We start from the raw sequence: 19,353 nt of genomic DNA, 5'->3' as shown, positions 1-19,353 counted from the left end.
CAACATGACTGGGATGAATGGCGGCTTGAGATGAAAGCGAACACAGGCTATCTGGCGCCAACCGCAAGCGGCATCACCGCGAACAACAGGCGCATACCCGTATGATCCCGAATTTCCTTGTTACCCATTCCGGCGGTTTCCATGCCGACGAACTGCTGTCCAGCGTGATCCTGACCCAGCTTTTCCCGCAGGCTCGTCTGATCCGCAGCAGAGCGCCGGAATGGATCACACCCGGTGCAGACCGGATCATCTACGACGTGGGCGGCGTCTATGACGCTGCCGCGCAGATCTTCGATCACCATCAGCGCGGCGCTCCGCTGCGCGAGGATGGCCAACCATACAGTTCGTTCGGATTGATCTGGAAGCATTTTGGCCGCGACTATCTTGCCGCTTCAAACCTTCCTGAAGCGCATATCGACGTCCTGCACGCCTCTTTCGATGCCAGCTTTGTGTTGCCGATCGATCTTATGGACAATGGCGCGCTCAGCCCCTCCATCGCAGGGCCGCTGGCAGGGCTGACGTTACCGGTTCTGCTGGAAACCTTGAAACCCGTTTTCGACGAGGTGGGCCCGGATGCCGAAGATCGCGCATTCCAAAACGCCCTCGCCATTGCGCGTCGTTTCGTTGAGGCAAGGATAGCCCAAAGCGCCGCAAAATTACGGGCCGAGGCGCTGGTGAAAAAGGCTATCGAGGATGCGGGCGAAGGCCGTATTCTCGAACTCCCGATGGGCATGCCCTTCCGTTCCGCCGTCGTGAAGGCGGGAGCCGAACATCTGCTGTTTGTTGTCCACCCCCGCGACAAGGATTGGTGCCTGACCGGCATCCGACGCGCGGACGAGGGATTTGAGCTGCGCGCAAATCTGCCTGCAGCTTGGGCTGGACTGACCAATCGCGATCTGGAGGCCGCCTGCGGCGTAGACGGTGCGAGTTTTTGCCATAATGGCCGCTTCATCGCCGCCGCTGCGACGCGCGAGGCGGCACTCGCCATGGCGGAACTGGCCGTGCGTGAGGCTATGTCAGTTGGTTTAGGTCAAGTGGCCACGGCTGGGTGATCTTCGACATTGAAGAAGAGGCGAACGGGTCTGCCAACACAATGGCGGCCAGCATCCTCACAGGCGCCGCATGAGATGCAGGAAACCCGAAAGATGACATACATCTCTCGGGTTCCGAATAGCGTCGAAAAGTGAGCCAGGATCAGCCGGCCTTGCGAAGCATCTGTCCACGCGCCACGGCTGCCGCCGTCAGCTGCGCATCAAGCTCGCCGGCGCGGATCGCTTCCACGAGCGTATCGATCACGCTGGGCAGCGCATCGAGTTCACCGACCTCAACCGCGTTCTTGTCCTTGGCGAATTCGATCGCCTTGCCAGCGTAGCGCAGGCCGAAGAAAACCTTGCCCGACCCATCCGCGAACCAGGCCGGGCGAACACGCTTCAGCGTCTCGACCTCGACGCGCTGGCCCTCGGCATTCTTGCGGCGAACCATATGCGTCGGCGCGAAATGCCGACCCGCGATTTTCGCTTCGGCCATCTGACGCTGTTCGGCAAGCGCGGCAATCATCTTTTCCCGCGCCCGTACAACCGGATCGGCAGAAGCGCGAACGGGAGCCGCCGACGTCAACTTGAGAGCCTTGAGATGAGACATGCTGTGATCCTTTCCCGGTATCATTGCGATGTCGTCCCATTTATAGCCGTTTGGAAAAAGAGCGACTGAAATCTAGCCAGATTGATATGCTCGCCCTGATTGCCTGAGCATCATTCGTTCGCCGGTCCAGGAAGCGACAGCTATGCGCCTTCATTTCGGTCGTTCGCAAATGCCTCGACCGCTTCCGAAAACTGCCACTATCTCGTAGTGGTGAACTTCAAAAAATCTGGCAGACAATGCTGCTACCATAACGGAGAGAACACAGCGGACGCATGCAGTCGAGGCCGCGCATTGCCAAGCAGGTACCGATTAACTCTGGCCGGGAAACCAGTGTTCTGCAAAAGACAACGGCCAGCCTGTGTTCTTCAGAATGGCCAAATTGACAATCAAGTCCAGTTCATCCGGCGAGTGGACGGTTGCCAAGGGCGCCAAAGCTTCCGCAGCAAGTTCGTTGAGACGGTCAACTTCTGAGACAAAACTGATCAGTTTTCCTACGGGGTCAAAAATCCTTTCATAGTAGTGCTTCTGGTCCAGCATCAGCCTTTCGTTGAGAGTCGATATAAGACCGTCAACATCGGCCGCCCCAGCACTGCGCAGCCGCGCGCCATAGATGAAGAGGAGGTGCGACTTGAAACAATGATTGCGAACTTGTATCGCCTGTATGCGATCGAAATCCTGAGCCAATTTGATTGTGGCGGGCGTCTCGCGCAGCAGAATGTGCTCTAGATGCCAGTCGACATAGGTGAGCATCTTAAGATGATATGAGCCGATGTAGAGCGCTCGAATAGCCGATACGATCTCCTCCGCAGATCCATCAAGTGACAGCAGCGCAAATTCGGCAGCCAAGAAATCGCAAAACAGCTCGCTAGCGGTCTCGCTATTATCGAGTGCTCGCAGGTAGCTGCGGCGTTCCATCTGGCCGTGCTGACTAGAATGAAACTCCGCCAATTCTGCAAGAAATGTCTCCAAGTCTTTGTCGTGGTATGCAGCGGGACTACCTTTCCTGAAGTCCTCGGTCATTGTTTCCAAGGTAGTCGAGGTGAACCTGTCGCGTCGATTTTCTATGGTGTCAGAAACGAGCGAGGTGAACACACCAACGAGATCATTGCTTGAATTCTGAAGCTCGTGTCCGAGTTCATGAAAGATGGCAAATCGTTCCTGCGTGATTGTATAGGCACCGCGTGAAGGGTTGGGCTCTCCCGAGCCGCGGGTCGCCTGCCGCTCATAGTGAAAGAAATTGGCAAAATGTACACCAAGCTTTGGGCAACCGTATTCTAGAGTCCGCTCTGCTATGTATTTGTGGAAATACACAATCGCCGGTTTCTCGCCCTCTGTTTCAAACAAAATACGATTTAGGGTACTGAATGTCTGCCCAAGATACTGATCGTAGACCAGCCAAGTTTCGTCTCCGACGATTATGCGCTCAGCACGACGCGACGGCGAATACACGACGCGAAATCCGGCCTTCAGGTGGAAATGGGAGACAAACATATCGAACACGGTGCCTTTGAGCGCCGCATAAAACGGCTCAGCGACCCGCTCTTCACAGTTGAGCTTGGTTTGCCGGATATATCGATCAATGAGCCCCGTGTGTGTCATTTCAACTGCTGAGACTCCAAAATCTTCTTCAAGGTCTCTTCGCTGACGCCTTGGATCGTGACTCCCTTGTAGATCACTCTGACATGCCTTTTCGCTGCCTCGCGCGTCTTCAGAAGGCCGACTATCTGCACAATGAGGATAGGCGTAAGTGTGAGCAGCACCGTTGAGAGTGTCGCCCCGTCGAGCCCTTCGCGCTTGGTCGTCAACGTATTCCCATCGGCCGCCACCTGTTGCAGCGCCAATACCAGCTCCACATCATCCGTTTCGATTGCAATTTCGGCACTGGACTCCTTGAGCACTTTCCTCTCCCTCATCACTGCAGAATAATCACGCGATGTTGAAGAGATAAAAGGCCTCATTTCAACAGCGTAACGTCGATCATGTCTCCAATTAGCAGCATTCACAAGTTAAATACTCAGCCTATCGCCGGGCTCGATAAGGCGTGGCTCACCATAGCAGTTTCGAACCGGTAGCTTGCTCCTGCGTTGAGCTTTGGCCCAGTTGAACGATGAAGCAGGGCTGTAGCTTGACCGGAAAAATTTTGCTCGATGAGAAATTTGTTGAAGAGCAGCTTACCGCCCAACGCTCTCTAAAACCGGACAGTCCACTCGCGGCGCCAAATCGGCCTCAACCGCCGATGCTTCAACGTGACGAAAGTCACGGCGAGATCGATCCCTATTGCGACATGGATTTCCCGGCCCTCAATTCGGCCAACCATTTCTCGAGTTGGCGAATCTCGTCGAATGTCGCACTATCCAGCAGGACAGGCTCCTTCCGTAGCTCCTCCTCGCCGGGCCGCAGATAATCCCGGATCTGCTCGGTATTCACCTGCGCATAATGCTTATCGATCATCGCGATCGATGTCCGGGTGTTTCGGGCGATATGGTGGACTGACACATTCTGCGCCAACATCATCGAAATGTAATAATGCCGAAGGGAATAGGCCGTCCGTTTTGCACCCCTGTTGTCGCGCTCCAAACCGGCCGACTTCAGCAGAGAATTCAGCCCACGCGAGAACGACAGGATTGCCTTGCCCTTGGCATCGGCAAAGACTGGATCTTCATCCTGGGGTTCGCGTCCAACTTCACCTTCAAAAACAATCCAGAGCATGTGAAGCGCTTGGATCGCGCCATGCAACGGCACGGCATTCCCATGCTTGCCCTTGCCGTGAACCTGAAGGCGGGCGTCTTGTTGATATTGCGGCAACTTTCGTGTTTCCCGGTATCGCAGGATGTCACGCCAGATGAGGTTTTTCGCTTCAGTCGGACGCAGGCCGGTATTGGCCATGAGTTCGACATAGGCATGAAGACGGATGCGGTCAGAGCGGACACGGTCAGTCAGGGTGCTTTGTGACCAGATACGCCCATCCTTCGCCTTGACCAGCTTGACCGATTGCTGCGGCTCGCTGATCCGTTCAAGGCTCTTTTGCAGAAGCTTTTCATATTCCTCAGGCGAAAACCCTGGGCGGCGTGTGTCGGGCTTTTTCCGCGTTTTGACGGCGGGAACCACGATTGGCTTGCAATAGCCCCATTTTGCCGCGCGATCGAATATCTCGCGGATAATGACCATCTCGCCTTTCATCGTCGAGAGAGCCGCGACTTTGCGGGGCGCGGGCCGAACGAAAACACGTCCATCCTCTCGTTCGACGCGGATTTTCTGAATTTCGATGCCAGGGCCTGTCGTCCAATACGTCTTGCGCCATTCGATATAGCGCTCGATATCAGCAGTCGTGATCGTCTCGATGCCGCGCTCGCCGAAATATCCAACCGGAAAACGGCGAATGATCGGCGGCCAATAAATCGGATGGTACTTGCTGCGCTCGTCGCGCTCGGCTTCGGCAATGATCTTTTCGATGAACTCTTCGGCAACCGATGAGAAGGCATGGCTATCCAGCGACAGCCCCTGCTTCGCGCGAAAGCTTTGCTCGTGCCAGATCTCATAGGCCCGCTGCAATGCTTCTTGCTCATCGGCTGTGCCGAGCGTCTTTTTGTATTGCTTGCCGCCGAGCGAATATCGCATCGACCAGTTTTGCGTTCCCTCCCGCTGGAAAAGAGTGAACGGCGTTTTCCTCGTCGGGTTCGGATCATGCAGCATAACGTGGGGCATCCTTCGAGTTGCTATGGTCCGCAACTGCGCTGGAACTGCGCTAGATGCGCATCCCAGCCCTCACACGCTACACTGAAAACATTGAGAAATTCCCAAGCGCAAACGCGACTGGGCTAGGACTGAGCTAGCTTATTTTCTGCGCTAGAGAAAACAAGAAAAGACTGATATGTCAATGAAATCACTTAGTAGGCTGGCGCACCCGACAGGATTCGAACCTGTGACCTTTGGAATCGGAATCCAACACTCTATCCAGCTGAGCTACGGGTGCATGCCTTGCGGAGAATCTCCGCGTCCGATGGAACTCGTCTTAGCCCAGTCCCGCCCGGTCTTCAATGGTGAAAATGCGGATTGTCGGCATAGAATGGGCGTGGGGGAAGCCGGGGCCGGCGGGCGGCCCCGGGAGGATCGGGTCAGAGGAGCGCCTGTTCGGCGCGCTCCTTTTCGGTGATGAAGGCGAGGTCCAGCGCTTTTTGCAGGCTGGCGGCGTGGCGGAAGTCGGGTTCGCCGTTGACGCCCGTCTTCACCGCGTCCGCAAAGCGCTGATAGTTGGTGGGCGTCGCCTCGGGCTCGATGTCGATCCATTCGGCGGTTTCGGCATTGTCGCCATAGCAGGCCCGCATCTTGGTGCCGGTCAGCTTGTGGTCGATCTCGATGCCGCCCTTGTCGCCATAGATGCGCAGCTTGAGATCGTTGTAATGGCCGGCCGCCCAGCGGGTGGCGTGGATGACGCCCAGCGCGCCGTTGGAGAAATCCACCGACATGGTGAAGCTGTCATTGGCGTCGAGCACATAGTCGCCCATCTTGCCGCCTTCGGCCTTGTCGAAGGTTTTGAGCCGGCCGAAGATATGGGCGATGTCGAGACCGGAGCCGTAGGAGGCGAAATCGAGGATATGGATGCCGATATCGCCGAGCACGCCGTTGGAGCCATGCGCGGTGGAGAGCCGCCACAGCCACTGGCTTTCAGTGCGCCAGTCGCCCCAGGCTTTCGAGATCAGCCAACTCTGCAGATAAGAGGCTTCGACATGTTTGACGAAGCCGATCTCGCCTGATCGCACCATGGCCCGCGCCGTCTGCAGCGCCGCGACATTGCGGTAGCTGAGATTGACCATGTTGATGAGACCGGCCTTTTCGGCCGCCTCGGTCATCTCCATGGCGAGATCATAGTTTTCCGCCAGCGGTTTTTCGCAGAACTGGTGCTTGCCCGCCTTAATCAGCCGCATGGTGGTGGGGTGATGAGCGCGGTCGGGGGTGACATTGGCCACCGCGTCGAATTCGCCCCAGGCGATGGCGTCTTCGAGCGAGGTGAAGGTGTTGGCAATGCCATGAGTCAGCGCGAAAGCTTCCACGCGGGCGGCGTCCACATCCACCGCCGCCGTCACCTCGACGCCGTCGATCGCTTTGAAAGACATGGCGTGGTTCTTCGCCATGCCGCCGGTGCCGAGAATCAAAAGTCGCATTGAAACGATCCCCTGATCTCAGCGATAACCGGCTTCGCCGGCCTGGTGCAGAGTAGGCCCACGTTCCTCGACCGGCTCCAGCGTCTGGCCCACCGGCACGTTCGGCGCGTCATGGATGGCCTTGTAGGGCGTTGTCCGGGTTGGCTTCGCCCATTTCACCGCATTGCGGATCACCTGTTGCACTTCGGCCTGGTGATAGGTCGGATAGGTCTCGTGTCCCGGGCGGAAATAGAAGATGTTGCCCAGGCCGCGCCGCCAGGTCAGGCCGGAGCGGAACACTTCACCGCCCTGGAACCAGGACACGAACACGGTTTCGAGCGGCTCGGGCACCGAGAAGTGCTCGCCATACATTTCCTCGTTTTCGATGACGAAATGTTCGCCGATGCCCTCGGTGATCGGATGGCCGGGATTGACGTTCCAGACGCGCTCGCGCTCGCCGGCCTCGCGCCATTTCAGCGCGCAGGGCGTGCCCATCAGCCGCTTGAAAATCTTCGAGAAATGGCCTGAATGCAGCACGATCAGGCCCATGCCTTCCCAGACCCGATGCGCCACGCGCTCGACGATCTCGTCGGCCACCGCGCCATGGTCCTTGTGGCCCCACCAGACCAGCACGTCGGTCTCGTCGAGACGGGCCTGGCTGAGGCCGTGCTCGGGCTCCTGAAGGGTCGCGGTCGTCGCGGAAATCGCGGGATCGACGTTCAGCGCCTTGGCGATCGTGTTGTGCATGCCTTCGGGATAGATCGAGCGCACGACCTCATTGGTCTGCTCATGAATGTTTTCGCCCCAGACGATGGTGCGGACGGCCATGGTTTCCTCCATTGGAACGGCTGATCGGGAATGACGGCAGGAATTGAAACCGCTTTCAATTTTTCCTGACGTTACGCAGTCGCTTTCAGGCTTGCAAGGCCCCTCGCCTTCAAATTCCTGTCTCCGGCGCAAATTATTTTTGAAGGTCTGCTACGCCCCGGAAACAGGATTGATTTGCCGCATTGACGCCTCGCGCCATCAGGCTCAAAGAAGCCTCATGAGCGAAGAGACAATCACCCTTTACGAAGCCATCGGCGGCGATGCGACCATAAGAGCGCTGACCCGCAGGTTCTATGACCTCATGGACACGCTGCCTGAGGCGGCGCGCTGCCGGGCGATCCATGCGCCGGATCTCTCCCGCGCCGAAGAGAAGCTTTACGAATATCTGACCGGCTATCTCGGCGGCCCGCCGCTCTACACCGACAAATACGGCCATCCCCGCCTGCGCGCCCGGCATTTCGTCGCGCCGATCGGCCCGGCCGAACGCGACGAATGGATGCTGTGCTTCAAGCAGGCGATGGAGGACACCATCAGCCATCCCAAGCTGCGCGAGATCATCTGGGCGCCGATCGAACGGCTGGCCTTCCATATGCAGAACCGAGACGAGGCGGGAGGCCCGGCATGAAAGAGATCTATCCCCGCATCGTGCTGTTTTTGGCAGGCAGCCTCGGCGCGACCGGCGTGGCGCTGTCGGCCATGGCCGCCCATGGCGGCGATCCCCGGTTGATCGGCGCGGCCGCCACAGCCTGCATGGCGCAGGCGCCGGCGCTTCTCGGCCTCTATCTCGGCTATCAGCGCATCCGCACCGCCTTTGTCGCCAGCCTGCTCATCGGCCTGGGTTGCCTGTTGTTTGCGGGTGATCTCCTGTTTCGCACTAGGATGGGGCATGGCCTCTTCCCGATGTCGGCGCCCACAGGCGGGATGATGATGATCCTGGGCTGGATCGCGGTGGCGGCCGGCGCTTTCGCCCCCGCCCGCGGTCAGTAAGATCTTCAAAAAAAGTTTCGCGGCCTGTCGAATATCGCCATAGTCGCTCGTCTGGGGAGTGGAAGGCGTGGACCTTCCGGATCAGAGGAGAGAGACGATGCGCGTGATGGTGCTGGTGAAAGCCACCGAAGACAGCGAAAACGGCATTCTGCCGTCCGATGAATTGATGCAGGCCATGGGCAAGTTCAACGAAGAACTCATCCAGGCCGGGGTGATGTTGACCGGCGACGGGCTGAAGCCGTCGAAAGCAGGCAAACGCATCGCCTTCGACGGGGCGGACCGTCGGGTGATCGACGGCCCCTTCGCCGAAACCCGCGAACTGGTTGCCGGCTATTGGCTGTGGGAAGTCCGCGATCTCGATGAGGCGGTGGAATGGGTGAAACGTTGCCCGAACCCGATGTTGGGCCCGAGCGAGATCGAAATCCGCCCGCTCTATGAAATGGCGGATTTCGCTGAGGCTATGTCGGCAGAAACAGCAGCCCTGCATGACCGGCTGCAGGAGGCCTCTCAGAAAGGCTGATCCGTGCAGGACATCCCTCGCCTGATCGACACCGTGTTCCGCATCGAGCGTCCGCGATTGATCGCGACGCTCGCCCGGATGCTACGCGACGCGTCGCTTGCCGAGGACATCGCCCAGGATGCGATGACCCAGGCGCTGATCGACTGGCCAAAGCGCGGCCCGCCGGCCTCGCCGCAGGCCTGGCTCATGGCGACGGCCAAGCGCCGGGCGATCGATCATCTCCGCCATGTCAAAATGGCGGAGAAAAAACATCTGAAACTGGCAGGGGCCGAGGATGACGGCGGGGCGGCGATTGCGGCGTTGGAGGCTTCGATCGACGATGATGTCGGCGACGAGGTGTTGTCGCTGATCTTCACCGCCTGCCATCCGGCGCTCACCCCCGACGCCCGGGCGGCGCTGACGCTGAAACTGGTCTGTGGATTGACCAGTGCGGAAATCGCCCGCGCCTTTCTCGTCGCGGAACCGACCATGGCGCAACGCATCGTCAGGGCCAAGGCGGCGCTTTCCCGATCCGGCGCCGACTATGAGATCCCGCGCGGCGCGGAGCTCGAAAGGCGACTGGGCTCGGTGCTTGAGGTGGTCTATCTGATCTTCAACGAGGGCTATGCGCCGACCGGCGGCAATGCGGTGCTACGCGCCGATCTCGCCGGCGAGGCGCGAAGGCTCGGCCGCATGCTCGCCGCCCGTCTCCCGAACGACGTGGAGGCGCTGTCACTGTTGGCGCTGATGGATCTGCAAGCCTCGCGCTTCGCAGCACGCGTCGATGCAGACGGCAATCTGGTCGCTCTGCCCGAGCAGGATCGCAGTCGCTGGGATCGGCTCTTGATCCACCAGGGGCTGACGTCGCTCGAACGAGCCCAGGCTCTTGCGTCCAAGCCGGGCTTCTACCGGCTGCAGGCCGAGATCGCCGCCTGCCATGCCCGCGCGCGGCGTTGGGAAGACACGGACTGGCCGAAGATCGAAACGACCTATGCTGCGCTGTTGGCGTTCAATCCCTCGCCGGTCGTGGCGCTCAACCACGCCATCTCAGCCGGAATGGCGCGCGGGCCGGCCGTCGCGCTTGAACTCATCGACGGCATGGACGGCCTGAAAGACCTCGAAGCCTATGCCCCGCTGCATGCCGCGCGCGGCGACGCGCTGTTTCACCTGGAGCGCTGGCGCGAGGCCGAGCGCGCCTTCGAAATCGCCGGGCGGCTGGCAAGCAACAACCGCGAGCGCGATTTTCTCGCAGCGCGGCAGGCGCAATGCCGGAAACAGGCAGGGACGTCCTAAACCACCCGCCCAAAACGCAGGAGATTGCCATGCGGATCGCGCACGTAAAATTCCTGCATGCCCCAGGGTCGGATTTCGAGCGGCGACAGATCCGGCAAGGCGCGGGTCGAAAACTCGGCATGCAGCCGGTCTATACCGCCGCCACGCAAATAGACGGAACTGTTTTCCGGCAGGCGCGGGTCATCGGTAAGCCAGAAATGCAGCTCCATCCGCCGTCCGGCGAATACGCGCCGGACGATCAAATAGTCGTCCGCCTCATGGACGATCTCATCGAAGCCGAGCTTATCGCGGTAAAAACCGCGGCTTTCGGCAATCGACAGCGACGGCAGGACCGGCAGAACGTCGATGACGTCGGCGTCCTCGATTACCTCGGGCATCAGGCGCCCTCAACCACGCTGAAGCCTTCGAATTGTGGCGGACCGACATAGAGATCGCGGTGGCCGCCGGCGTTTTTATGCGCCTGGCGAAAATTCTCGGACTTGGTCCAACCGAGGAAATCCTCTTCGGACGCCCAGAGCGTATGCGACGAAAACAGCGTATAGCCATCCTCGGCAAAGCTCTTGCCGCGCAACAGGCGAAATTCGACGAAACCGGGAACGGCATCCAGGCTCGAATCGCGGTTTTTCCAGACGTCTTCGAATTCGCCTTCCTTGCCGAGGGCCACCTTGAAGCGGTTCATCGCGATAAAGCCGGACATGTCATCTCCCTGGATTGCATTTCTGACGGCCGGGAAACGGCACGACATTGTCGTTGCCATTTATGCAGGCCGCGCTCTCGGCGTGATGGTGCGCCGAATCTAGGTCGGCATCAAGCCGATCTGGCCGGGCGGCCAAAAGGTCGCGGCGACCACGCTCGAGCAGCAGGCTGAGCAGTTCCGGGGCGAAGCCGTCGCCGCGTTCGGCCGCCAGCTTGTGCAACCCGATCATCAAGAATGGATCTCTGTCATTCACCCCCGCGCCGTCCTTTCATGAATTTCCTGCAACGCGCGTTCGAAACTCGACTTGGAGCCGTTTCGAAGCGGCACGAAGGACGTGCCGGTCTTCTTGCAGCCGGTCTTCACGCGCAAGCAGGCGTCGTGGCTGATACAGTCGATCGGGCAGAAGACGCATTCGACCGACGGCAGCACGGTGTCGATGCGGGACACGGCCTCGCGCAGGCCGCCATCGTGATGAATAAGCTCGGCGCCGAAATTCTCGGCGATCTGGCGAAGATGGGCGACCTGGCAATCACGTCCGCCGACATAGAGAATGGAGCGGCCTTTCAGCCCGGTGTTGCTCTCGCCGCCGGCCTCAACGCGCTCGCGAGCCGACGCCTGACCGCCCTTCGCCTTGCCATTCTTCTTCGCCATGGATCCCTCTCGACATCGCGCGGCGACCGCCGCTTCGACGCAAGGGATACATAACATGAGTTTCAAAGTAAAGATTAAACATGATGATTTTTGTCATGTTAAATCCGATCCCGTTGTGGCTTGGCCAACATACAAAAAACCCCGGCCATTCACGGCCGGGGTCGCAGCGCTTGGGAGACACGCGGCAAAGGGATTAGTAAGGCAGGCCGATATAGTTTTCGGCAATGGACCGGCGCGCCGTTTCCGATGTGGCGATGTAATCGAGTTCCGCCTCCTGGATGCGCAGGTCGAACTCGCCCGAGGTCGGGAAGCGATGCAGAAGCGTGGTCATGAGCCAGGAGAACCGTTCCGCCTTCCAGATTCGCGCGAGCGCCCGGCCCGAATAGGCGTCGACGCCCGACATCGCGCCATCGGCGTAAAAGTCGCGCAGACCCTCGAACAGGTAATGCACGTCGGACGCCGCAAGATTGAGCCCCTTCGCGCCCGTCGGCGGCACGATATGGCCGGCGTCTCCGACCAGGAACATGCGGCCGAAACGCAAGGGTTCGGCAACATAGGAGCGAAGCGGCGCAATCGACTTCTCGATCGAGGGGCCCGTGATGACCTTGTCGGCCACATCCTCCGGCAAGCGCCGGCGCAATTCGTCCCAGAAGGCGTCGTCGGACCAGGCCTCGACCTTGTCGTCGAGCGGAACCTGGACGTAATAGCGACTACGGATCTTGGAGCGCTGCGAGCAGAGCGCGAAGCCGCGCGTGTGATTGGCATAGATCAGTTCGTCATGCGCCGGCGGCACATCGGCCAGTACGCCGAGCCAGCCGAACGGGTAGATCTTCTCGTAGTGCCGGAGTCCCTTGCCCTCGACGGCAGCGCGGGAAGCGCCGTGATACCCGTCGCAGCCCGCGATGAAATCGCAATCGAGGCGGTGTTCAACGCCATCGAGCTCAAAGGTCACATAGGGCTTGACCCCGTCGAAATCATGCGGCGTGACATTCTTGGCGTTGTAGATGGTCTTGCCGCCGCGCGCCTCGCGGTCGTCCATCAGGTCGCGGGTGAGTTCCGTCTGGCCATAGACCATGACGTTCCTGCCGGTTAGCGCCTTCAGGTCGATCCGGCACAACCGGCCTCCGAAGGAAAGCTCGAAACCGTCATGCACGAGGCCCTCGCGATGCATGCGGTCGCCAACGCCGGCCTGGTCGAGCAGCGCCGTCATGCCGCTTTCCAGAACGCCGGCGCGAATGCGGCCGAGAATGTAATCTCGATCCACCCGGTCGATCACCACGGTGTCGACGCCGATCTGGTCCAGCAGCGCGCTCAATAGAAGTCCGGACGGACCCGAGCCGATAATCGCAACCTGTGTGCGCATTTTTTCCTCCCATGCTGACAATTTTAGCGAATGACCGCCCTTCTCTCTTGCAAAATGATAAATGGGCGGTCACACTCTTTGAATGCAGTTTCCACGCATGGAATTGCACATTCCGAACATGAGCTTGGAGGAGAGGCTCGGGTCGGACGCCAGGAGGAGGCATGAAACAGACGGTACCCACATACGGCCTCTACGGTGAGGCGAGCGAAGCTTTGCCCGATTTCTGGATTCACGCCGAATCCATTACCGAGCGCAGCAGTCTCTACAAATGGGAAATCAAGGAACACAAACACGACTTTCTTTTTCAGATCTTGCACATTCGCGCCGGAACGGGCGATGCGCTGATCGGCAAGGCGCTGCATCGGTTGTCGGCTGGCTGTCTCGTCTTCGTGCCGGAAAAGGTGAGCCACGGCTTTCGTTTCTCGCAGGATGTCGACGGTCAGGTGCTGACGGCAATCACGCGGCGGCTGCCGGTGCAGGCGGGCCACGCATCGCGCGTGACGGCATTCCTGCGCGAACCGCGCGTGCTCAGGCTCGATCCGGAACATCCCGACGCCGCCTATCTGCTGGCAACGCTCGGGCGACTCGGCCAGGAGATCAACGCCAGTTTCGGACCGCGTTTCGGTCTGATTGAAGCCTATCTCGGCATCGTTCTGGCGCTCGCCTCGGACATGGTGATGGAAGCGGAAAGCCGCGACAGCGTGTCCGACCGCGACGGTCTCCGGATCTCCAGATTGAACGAATTGATCGCCGGTCATTTCCGTGAACATCTGCCGGTGGAGTTCTACGCCCGAGAACTCGGCATCTCCGTGACGCATCTCAACCGCATCACCAAAGCGCAGACCGGCAAGACCATGAACGATCTCCTGTCGGAGAAAATCATCTCGCAGGCCAAGCGCGACCTCGTGTTCACGGTGATGACCGCCCAGGAAATCGCCTATGGGCTGGGATTTGCCGACCCGGCCTACTTCACCCGCTTCTTTGCGCGGGAGACGGGAGAAACGCCGCGACAGTTCCGCGAACAGGAGCGCGCCCGCCAGCAGAACCACAGTCTCGCGGCGGAATGAACGCGCGCCGGCCGGACCTCCGGCCGGCGTCGCGACCTTCGCAGACGCGAAGAAAATCCGCCGCATCGCAAGATGATTCGGCTCAAAAATTACTATACATTTGCAATCAACTTTAAAACCGGACGGATGTCCGGCCAGCTAAGCGCTTGCGACCTAATATTTCTTGATCTTCGTCAAAGATAGACTGAAGAATTATTGCTCTGCAAAAATTTTACCGTTTGATAAAAATTTCGGCCTTTGCTAGCCTTTCCCCATAAACAACAAGGGGAATGCAACCATGGTCAATCTTGCGCCCGGCCTTCATAGCGGCCGGCTCGACCCAAAAAGCTATGAGGAAAACTTTTCCGATCTCCATCCGGCCTATAACAAGCACGAAGCGCTGGTCGCCTCCGACCGCTGCTATTTCTGCTACGACGCGCCCTGCATGACGGCCTGTCCCACCTCGATCGACATTCCGCTGTTCATCCGGCAGATCTCGACCGGCAACGCCATCGGCGCCGCGAAAACGATCTTCGACCAGAACATCATCGGCGGCATGTGCGCCCGCGTCTGTCCCACCGAAACGCTGTGCGAGCAGGCCTGCGTGCGCAACACCGCAGAAAGCAAGCCGGTGGAGATCGGCCGGCTCCAGCGTTACGCCACCGACGCGGCCATGGAGCAGGACAGGCAATTCTACACCCGCGCGCCCGCAACCGGCAAAACCATCGGCATCGTCGGCGCGGGCCCGGCGGGCCTTGCCTGCGCCCATCGCCTGGCGATGAAGGGACACGCGGTCACAATCTATGACGCCCGCCCCAAGGCCGGCGGCCTCAACGAATACGGCATCGCCGCCTATAAGGCGCCCGGCGATTTCGCCCAGCGCGAGGTCGACTATATCCTCGGCATCGGCGGCATCGACATTTTTGACGGCCAGATGCTGGGTCGCGATTTCACGCTTGAGGACCTCCGCCAGAAGCATGACGCCGTCTTCCTCGGCATGGGTCTGGGCGGCGTCAACGCGCTCAATGCTCCCGGCGACCATATCAACGGCGTCATCGACGCGGTCGAATTCATCGCCAATCTCCGCTCCGCCGACAGCAAGGCGGATGTGCCGGTCGGCCGCCGCGTGGTGGTCATCGGCGGCGGCATGACGGCCATCGACGCCGCCGTCCAGTCCAAGCTGCTTGGCGCCGAAGACGTGACGATCTGCTATCGCCGCGGCAAGGAGAACATGAACGCCTCGGAATTCGAGCAGGATCTCGCCGCCCAGAAGGGCGTGCTGATCCGCCACTGGCTGAAGCCCGCCGAAATCCACCACAAGGATGGCCATGTCTCGGGAATCGAGCTCGAATACACCCATATCGAGGACGGCCAGCTCAAGGGCAACGGTCACAAGCTGACCATCGCCTGCGATCAGGTGCTGACCGCGATCGGCCAGAAGCTGGATGTCGCGGGTGTGGAAACCATCCGACTCGACGGCGGCAAGATCGCCATCGATGAGCACTGTCGCACCTCCATCGCGGGCGTCTGGGCCGGCGGCGATTGCGCCGCAGGCGGCGACGACCTGACCGTATCGGCCGCCGCGATGGGTCGCGACGCCGCCGAATCCATTCACCAGTCGCTCAGCTGAGCGCGAGGAGAAGAGACATGGCTGATCTTCGCAATAATTTCGTTGGCATCAAATCCCCCAACCCCTTCTGGCTGGCGTCGGCGCCGCCGACCGACAAGGCCTACAATGTCGAGCGCGCCTTCAAGGCCGGCTGGGGCGGCGTGGTCTGGAAGACGCTGGGCTCGGAAGGCCCGCCCGTGGTCAATGTCAACGGCCCGCGCTATGGCGCGATCTGGGGCGCCGACCGGCGCCTGCTCGGCCTGAACAATATCGAGCTGATCACCGATCGTCCCCTGCAGGTCAATCTGCAGGAAATGAAGCAGGTGAAGATGAACTGGCCGGACCGGGCGCTGATCGCCTCGATCATGGTCCCTTGCGTCGAGGAAGAGTGGAAGGCCATCCTGCCGCTCGTCGAGGAGACGGGCGCAGATGGCATCGAGCTCAATTTCGGCTGTCCGCACGGCATGAGCGAGCGCGGCATGGGCGCCGCCGTCGGCCAGGTGCCGGAATATGTCGAGATGGTCGCGCGCTGGTGCAAGCAATATACCCGCATGCCCGTGATCACCAAGCTGACGCCGAATATCGCCGATATCCGCAAGCCCGCGCGCGCGGCGCATGCCGGCGGCACCGACGCCGTGTCGCTGATCAACACGATCAACTCGATCACCGGCGTCGATCTCGACACCTGCTCGCCCACGCCCTCGATCGACGGCAAGGGCACGCATGGCGGCTATTGCGGCCCGGCGGTGAAGCCGATCGCGCTCAACATGGTGGCGGAAATCGCCCGCGATCCCGCTACCCGCGGCCTGCCGATCTCCGGCATCGGCGGCGTGACCACCTGGCGCGACGCGGCCGAATTCATGATGCTCGGCGCCGGCAATGTGCAGGTCTGCACCGCCGCCATGACCTATGGCTTCAAGATCGTCGAGGAGATGATATCAGGCCTGTCGGACTGGATGGATTCCAAGGGCTACGCCACGCTCGAGGATTTCCGCGGCCGCGCGGTGCCCAATGTCACCGATTGGCAGTATCTCAATCTCAACTACATCGCCAAGGCCCAGATCGACCAGGATCTCTGCATCAAATGCGGCCGCTGCCACATCGCATGCGAGGACACGTCCCACCAGGCGATCACGGCGATGGTCAACGGCGTCAGGCATTTCGAGGTGATCGAGGACGAATGCGTCGCCTGCAATCTCTGCGTTGACGTCTGCCCGGTCGAGAACTGCATCACCATGGTCCCGCTGGCCGCCGGCCAGACCGACACGCGCACCGGCAAGACCGTGAGCAACGACTACGCCAACTGGACGACCCATCCAAACAATCCGATGGCGAAGCAAGCGGCGGAGTAAGACAGGCTTGGCCGGCGGGCGACCGCCGGCCATTTTACAAGGCGCGAGGGCTGCCGCGGCGCATTGGAGCCATGCCCAAATTCTGATATCATTGGTTTCGTACGCGGAGACGGCGCCAATGAAGACAAGTCAGAGCATCCGGATAATTCTTGACGATGAAACGCTGGACGTGGTTCGCGAGGCTGTGTCTTCCGGTGACTTCGCCAGCGAGAATGATGTCGTCGATGAAGCCGTTCGCCAATGGGCAGAACGCCGGGAAGAAGACGCCCGACATCTGCAGGACATCGTCTTGAGAATTCGCCAGTCACTGGATGACCCCAGGCCAAGCCTGACCCAGGAAGAAGCAGAGGCGGAAATGACCCGCTTCATGGCGGAGCAAGAGCGCAAGTTCTCCGATGCAGCGTCTTGACGTCGCCTATCGACCACAAGCGATCAATGATCTGAAAGCCATCCATTTTGCGATCGCTGAAGCCAGCCAGAGCAATGCTGTCGCCGACCGCTTCGTGAACCGCATCATGGCGCGATGTCGCAAGATCGGCGACGCTCCACATGGCGGGCGAAAGCGCGACGATCTCGTTGTCGGACTTCGAAGTGTGCCATTCGAGCGCTCCGCGATCATAACCTATACTGTCACTGAAGGTCGGGTGGAGATTTCGAACATTTTCTTCAGCCGACGCGATTATGAAGCGCTCTATCGCGCCCAATCGAAAGACGAACTTCTCTGACTGTTAGGGCGCAGGTACCGGCGCCGTGTCGGGCTTCACATCAAACTCGAGCTTCACCCGCCGGGTCAGATCGCGGGTCGCAGCGCTATAGTCCCCCGTCTTTACCCAGGCCGACAGCGCCAGCGTGACGGTCTCAGTGGAAAATTCCTTGATCGAGACGACCGGCGCGGGCGCGTCGAGAATGCGGTCATCGCGACGGGCGAGTTCGAGGAGACGATCCTCCGTGCGGGCGAGATCCTCGCTCGCCGGCACGGTGACGGCCACTTCGTAACGGCGGGTCGGCAGGCGGGAATAGTTCTTGACCGGCACATTCCACAGCGCCGAATTCGGCGCGAGTTGGAAAAGCCCATCCGAGGTGCGCAACTCTGTTGCAAACAGGCCGATTTCGGTGACGGTGCCTGCCACCTGCGGCGTCTCGATCGTTTCTCCGACCCGGAAAGGCCGAAGGATCAGGAGCATGATGCCGGCGGCGATGTTCTGCAGCGTGCCCTGCAGCGCCAGACCGATGGCGAGGCCGGCGGCGCCGAGCGTGGCGATGATTGATGTCGTCTGGACGCCAAACTGCCCGAGCGCCATGACCGCCACAAGGATGAGCACGGCATAGCGCACGACATTGGCGAGGAAATGGGCGAGCGTGACGTCGAAATGCCTGATACGGCTGAGGCCGTTCAATGTCCAGCGATGCAGCAGGCGCGACAGCATCCAGCCGACGAGAAACAGCAGGATCGCGCCGACCAGCGACAGCGAATAATGCACGGCCAGCCCTGTAAGCTGGGTGATGGCCGCGCGGCTGGCGACGAGGAAATCCGTTGTCTGAGGGTTCATAAAGCCGTCCTATCCAAAACAATGATCGGGAACGCGAACATTCCCGCGCAGGTTCCATCTTGTCTCCGCAGCCAGGGGTGCTAGGCTTGTCTCATGAGCAAGACCGCCGCCCTGGAATCCGACCTTCAAGAGTTTCTCGATGCGCTCCGGGAGAGCCTTCTGGCCGCCCTGCCCGATGCGGGCCCGCCACGGGCAGGCTTTGAGCGCCTTGATAGAAATATGCTCGATCGCGCGCTGATCTCCGATCGACCGCCCCAATCGGCGCCAGCCTGCCGGCATCTTGCGGACAGTTACGCAGCGCTTGACGGCGCAGGCCCGCTCTTGACGCGTCTCGCCCAAGCGATCAAGGCGATCGAGCCATCCTTGCGTTGGAGCGACGCCATCGCGCCTGGCCAGCCGTCGTTTCTGAAAGAGACCTATGCGGAAGCCATGATTGTCGGCGCTGGCGGCCTTGCCGAAAGCAAAGCCGTCGAGATCGGCCTGTCCATCCTGGCGCCGAATACGGATTATCCCAATCATCGACATCCGCCGGAGGAGCTTTACATCGCTCTCTCCGAAGGCGACTGGCGGCAGAATGCCGATCCCTGGGTGACGCCCGGCAAGGGCGGGCTTATCTATAATCCGTTCGGCATCACCCACGCCATGCGCTCCGGAGACAAGCCGCTGTTCGCAATCTGGAGCCTGCCGCTGCCCTGA

At 60.2% G+C, this 19,353-nt stretch carries 23 protein-coding genes and 1 tRNA gene; 11 read left to right on the top strand and 13 right to left on the bottom strand.

Annotated features, from left to right (window positions below; translation table 11 throughout):
- Positions 1 to 101 precede the first annotated feature (101 nt).
- Positions 102 to 1,052 carry an MYG1 family protein gene (locus M2360_RS25480; RefSeq protein ID WP_280778199.1) on the top strand — a complete coding sequence of 317 codons (951 nt, stop codon included), beginning with the start codon at positions 102 to 104 and terminating at the stop codon, positions 1,050 to 1,052.
- Between the two features lie 142 nt (positions 1,053 to 1,194).
- Here M2360_RS25480 and M2360_RS25475 read toward each other — a convergent pair whose 3' ends face one another.
- The 7 genes from M2360_RS25475 to M2360_RS25445 all read right to left on the bottom strand — a co-directional run bounded on the left by M2360_RS25475 (position 1,195) and on the right by M2360_RS25445 (position 7,610).
- A complete protein-coding gene (locus tag M2360_RS25475) occupies positions 1,195 to 1,641 on the bottom strand; it encodes a DUF6641 family protein (RefSeq protein WP_280778198.1) in 447 nt (148 codons plus the stop codon).
- Positions 1,642 to 1,950: 309 nt separating this feature from the next.
- A complete protein-coding gene (locus tag M2360_RS25470; protein ID WP_280778197.1) occupies positions 1,951 to 3,240 on the bottom strand; it encodes a hypothetical protein in 1,290 nt (429 codons plus the stop codon).
- Positions 3,237 to 3,539: a hypothetical protein gene (locus tag M2360_RS25465; protein ID WP_280778196.1), complete on the bottom strand. Its 303-nt coding sequence runs from the start codon at positions 3,537 to 3,539 to the stop codon at positions 3,237 to 3,239. The genes M2360_RS25470 and M2360_RS25465 overlap by 4 nt, the downstream gene beginning before the upstream one ends.
- Positions 3,540 to 3,915: 376 nt before the next feature.
- Positions 3,916 to 5,334, bottom strand: coding sequence for a site-specific integrase (locus M2360_RS25460; protein WP_280778195.1), 1,419 nt, complete (start codon positions 5,332 to 5,334; stop codon positions 3,916 to 3,918).
- A 203-nt stretch (positions 5,335 to 5,537) separates the two neighbouring features.
- A tRNA-Arg gene (locus M2360_RS25455) sits at positions 5,538 to 5,614 on the bottom strand.
- Between the two features lie 142 nt (positions 5,615 to 5,756).
- The gene (locus tag M2360_RS25450; protein ID WP_280778194.1) at positions 5,757 to 6,803 is read right to left on the bottom strand and encodes a Gfo/Idh/MocA family oxidoreductase; all 1,047 of its coding nucleotides are present in this window, start codon (positions 6,801 to 6,803) and stop codon (positions 5,757 to 5,759) included.
- Between the two features lie 18 nt (positions 6,804 to 6,821).
- A complete protein-coding gene (locus M2360_RS25445) occupies positions 6,822 to 7,610 on the bottom strand; it encodes a ThuA domain-containing protein (RefSeq protein ID WP_280778193.1) in 789 nt (262 codons plus the stop codon).
- Between the two features lie 217 nt (positions 7,611 to 7,827).
- Between M2360_RS25445 and M2360_RS25440 the strand changes: the two genes are divergently transcribed.
- From M2360_RS25440 to M2360_RS25425, 4 genes are all read left to right on the top strand, one after another.
- On the top strand, positions 7,828 to 8,235 hold the full coding sequence (locus tag M2360_RS25440) for a group II truncated hemoglobin (RefSeq protein ID WP_280778192.1): 408 nt from the start codon (positions 7,828 to 7,830) through the stop codon (positions 8,233 to 8,235).
- Positions 8,232 to 8,597 (top strand): DUF423 domain-containing protein, encoded by a 366-nt coding sequence (locus tag M2360_RS25435; protein ID WP_280778191.1) that lies wholly within the window; start codon positions 8,232 to 8,234, stop codon positions 8,595 to 8,597. The genes M2360_RS25440 and M2360_RS25435 overlap by 4 nt, the downstream gene beginning before the upstream one ends.
- A gap of 97 nt (positions 8,598 to 8,694) precedes the next feature.
- On the top strand, positions 8,695 to 9,117 hold the full coding sequence (locus M2360_RS25430) for a YciI family protein (protein WP_280778190.1): 423 nt from the start codon (positions 8,695 to 8,697) through the stop codon (positions 9,115 to 9,117).
- Between the two features lie 3 nt (positions 9,118 to 9,120).
- Positions 9,121 to 10,389, top strand: a complete 1,269-nt coding sequence (locus M2360_RS25425) for a sigma-70 family RNA polymerase sigma factor (RefSeq protein ID WP_280778189.1) — start codon at positions 9,121 to 9,123, stop codon at positions 10,387 to 10,389.
- On the opposite strand, the gene M2360_RS25420 is transcribed toward M2360_RS25425, so the two are convergent.
- The 5 genes from M2360_RS25420 to pobA form a co-directional block, all read right to left on the bottom strand.
- Positions 10,386 to 10,766 (bottom strand): VOC family protein, encoded by a 381-nt coding sequence (locus tag M2360_RS25420; protein ID WP_280778188.1) that lies wholly within the window; start codon positions 10,764 to 10,766, stop codon positions 10,386 to 10,388. The genes M2360_RS25425 and M2360_RS25420 overlap by 4 nt on opposite strands.
- On the bottom strand, positions 10,766 to 11,086 hold the full coding sequence (locus M2360_RS25415) for an antibiotic biosynthesis monooxygenase (RefSeq protein ID WP_280778187.1): 321 nt from the start codon (positions 11,084 to 11,086) through the stop codon (positions 10,766 to 10,768). The genes M2360_RS25420 and M2360_RS25415 overlap by 1 nt, the downstream gene beginning before the upstream one ends.
- A gap of 1 nt (position 11,087) precedes the next feature.
- Positions 11,088 to 11,315, bottom strand: coding sequence for a hypothetical protein (locus tag M2360_RS25410; RefSeq protein WP_280778186.1), 228 nt, complete (start codon positions 11,313 to 11,315; stop codon positions 11,088 to 11,090).
- Positions 11,316 to 11,335: 20 nt separating this feature from the next.
- A complete protein-coding gene (locus M2360_RS25405) occupies positions 11,336 to 11,737 on the bottom strand; it encodes a DUF2325 domain-containing protein (RefSeq protein ID WP_280778185.1) in 402 nt (133 codons plus the stop codon).
- Between the two features lie 193 nt (positions 11,738 to 11,930).
- Positions 11,931 to 13,100, bottom strand: coding sequence for a 4-hydroxybenzoate 3-monooxygenase (gene pobA / locus M2360_RS25400; RefSeq protein WP_280778184.1), 1,170 nt, complete (start codon positions 13,098 to 13,100; stop codon positions 11,931 to 11,933).
- A 161-nt stretch (positions 13,101 to 13,261) separates the two neighbouring features.
- On the opposite strand from pobA, the gene M2360_RS25395 reads away from it, so the two are divergent.
- The 5 genes from M2360_RS25395 to M2360_RS25375 all read left to right on the top strand — a co-directional run bounded on the left by M2360_RS25395 (position 13,262) and on the right by M2360_RS25375 (position 17,832).
- The gene (locus tag M2360_RS25395; protein WP_280778183.1) at positions 13,262 to 14,167 is read left to right on the top strand and encodes a helix-turn-helix domain-containing protein; all 906 of its coding nucleotides are present in this window, start codon (positions 13,262 to 13,264) and stop codon (positions 14,165 to 14,167) included.
- A gap of 277 nt (positions 14,168 to 14,444) precedes the next feature.
- Positions 14,445 to 15,776, top strand: a complete 1,332-nt coding sequence (locus M2360_RS25390) for an NAD(P)-dependent oxidoreductase (RefSeq protein ID WP_280778182.1) — start codon at positions 14,445 to 14,447, stop codon at positions 15,774 to 15,776.
- A gap of 17 nt (positions 15,777 to 15,793) precedes the next feature.
- The gene (gene preA, locus M2360_RS25385) at positions 15,794 to 17,107 is read left to right on the top strand and encodes an NAD-dependent dihydropyrimidine dehydrogenase subunit PreA (protein WP_280778181.1); all 1,314 of its coding nucleotides are present in this window, start codon (positions 15,794 to 15,796) and stop codon (positions 17,105 to 17,107) included.
- Between the two features lie 118 nt (positions 17,108 to 17,225).
- On the top strand, positions 17,226 to 17,516 hold the full coding sequence (locus tag M2360_RS25380; RefSeq protein ID WP_263823934.1) for a type II toxin-antitoxin system ParD family antitoxin: 291 nt from the start codon (positions 17,226 to 17,228) through the stop codon (positions 17,514 to 17,516).
- Positions 17,503 to 17,832 (top strand): type II toxin-antitoxin system RelE/ParE family toxin, encoded by a 330-nt coding sequence (locus tag M2360_RS25375; RefSeq protein WP_280778180.1) that lies wholly within the window; start codon positions 17,503 to 17,505, stop codon positions 17,830 to 17,832. Before M2360_RS25380 ends, M2360_RS25375 begins: the two co-directional genes overlap by 14 nt.
- A 3-nt stretch (positions 17,833 to 17,835) precedes the next feature.
- Here the strand turns inward: M2360_RS25375 and M2360_RS25370 are convergent, their stop codons facing one another.
- Positions 17,836 to 18,657, bottom strand: a complete 822-nt coding sequence (locus M2360_RS25370) for a mechanosensitive ion channel domain-containing protein (RefSeq protein ID WP_280778179.1) — start codon at positions 18,655 to 18,657, stop codon at positions 17,836 to 17,838.
- A gap of 93 nt (positions 18,658 to 18,750) precedes the next feature.
- Between M2360_RS25370 and M2360_RS25365 the strand changes: the two genes are divergently transcribed.
- Entirely contained in the window at positions 18,751 to 19,353 is a 603-nt protein-coding gene (locus tag M2360_RS25365) for a dimethylsulfonioproprionate lyase family protein (protein ID WP_280778178.1), read from the top strand.

This window comes from Rhizobium sp. SG_E_25_P2, assembly GCF_029892285.1.
GTDB lineage: Bacteria > Pseudomonadota > Alphaproteobacteria > Rhizobiales > Rhizobiaceae > Rhizobium_E.
Note: the sequence above shows the minus strand (reverse complement) of the source record. Positions and strands in the feature narration are given on the sequence as shown.

Bases quoted from the DNA above. Each gene is read 5' to 3' on its own strand.
- M2360_RS25375 (WP_280778180.1), top strand. From the start codon at position 17,503: ATGCAGCGTCTTGACGTCGCCTATCGACCACAAGCGATCAATGATCTG.
- M2360_RS25460 (WP_280778195.1), bottom strand. From the start codon at position 5,334: ATGCTGCATGATCCGAACCCGACGAGGAAAACGCCGTTCACTCTTTTC.
- M2360_RS25480 (WP_280778199.1), top strand. From the start codon at position 102: ATGATCCCGAATTTCCTTGTTACCCATTCCGGCGGTTTCCATGCCGAC.
- M2360_RS25380 (WP_263823934.1), top strand. From the start codon at position 17,226: ATGAAGACAAGTCAGAGCATCCGGATAATTCTTGACGATGAAACGCTG.
- M2360_RS25420 (WP_280778188.1), bottom strand. From the start codon at position 10,766: ATGCCCGAGGTAATCGAGGACGCCGACGTCATCGACGTTCTGCCGGTC.
- M2360_RS25390 (WP_280778182.1), top strand. From the start codon at position 14,445: ATGGTCAATCTTGCGCCCGGCCTTCATAGCGGCCGGCTCGACCCAAAA.
- M2360_RS25395 (WP_280778183.1), top strand. From the start codon at position 13,262: ATGAAACAGACGGTACCCACATACGGCCTCTACGGTGAGGCGAGCGAA.
- M2360_RS25405 (WP_280778185.1), bottom strand. From the start codon at position 11,737: ATGGCGAAGAAGAATGGCAAGGCGAAGGGCGGTCAGGCGTCGGCTCGC.
- M2360_RS25435 (WP_280778191.1), top strand. From the start codon at position 8,232: ATGAAAGAGATCTATCCCCGCATCGTGCTGTTTTTGGCAGGCAGCCTC.
- M2360_RS25450 (WP_280778194.1), bottom strand. From the start codon at position 6,803: ATGCGACTTTTGATTCTCGGCACCGGCGGCATGGCGAAGAACCACGCC.
- M2360_RS25445 (WP_280778193.1), bottom strand. From the start codon at position 7,610: ATGGCCGTCCGCACCATCGTCTGGGGCGAAAACATTCATGAGCAGACC.
- M2360_RS25365 (WP_280778178.1), top strand. From the start codon at position 18,751: ATGAGCAAGACCGCCGCCCTGGAATCCGACCTTCAAGAGTTTCTCGAT.
- M2360_RS25370 (WP_280778179.1), bottom strand. From the start codon at position 18,657: ATGAACCCTCAGACAACGGATTTCCTCGTCGCCAGCCGCGCGGCCATC.
- M2360_RS25430 (WP_280778190.1), top strand. From the start codon at position 8,695: ATGCGCGTGATGGTGCTGGTGAAAGCCACCGAAGACAGCGAAAACGGC.
- M2360_RS25440 (WP_280778192.1), top strand. From the start codon at position 7,828: ATGAGCGAAGAGACAATCACCCTTTACGAAGCCATCGGCGGCGATGCG.
- M2360_RS25410 (WP_280778186.1), bottom strand. From the start codon at position 11,315: ATGATCGGGTTGCACAAGCTGGCGGCCGAACGCGGCGACGGCTTCGCC.
- preA (WP_280778181.1), top strand. From the start codon at position 15,794: ATGGCTGATCTTCGCAATAATTTCGTTGGCATCAAATCCCCCAACCCC.
- M2360_RS25470 (WP_280778197.1), bottom strand. From the start codon at position 3,240: ATGACACACACGGGGCTCATTGATCGATATATCCGGCAAACCAAGCTC.
- M2360_RS25415 (WP_280778187.1), bottom strand. From the start codon at position 11,086: ATGTCCGGCTTTATCGCGATGAACCGCTTCAAGGTGGCCCTCGGCAAG.
- pobA (WP_280778184.1), bottom strand. From the start codon at position 13,100: ATGCGCACACAGGTTGCGATTATCGGCTCGGGTCCGTCCGGACTTCTA.
- M2360_RS25475 (WP_280778198.1), bottom strand. From the start codon at position 1,641: ATGTCTCATCTCAAGGCTCTCAAGTTGACGTCGGCGGCTCCCGTTCGC.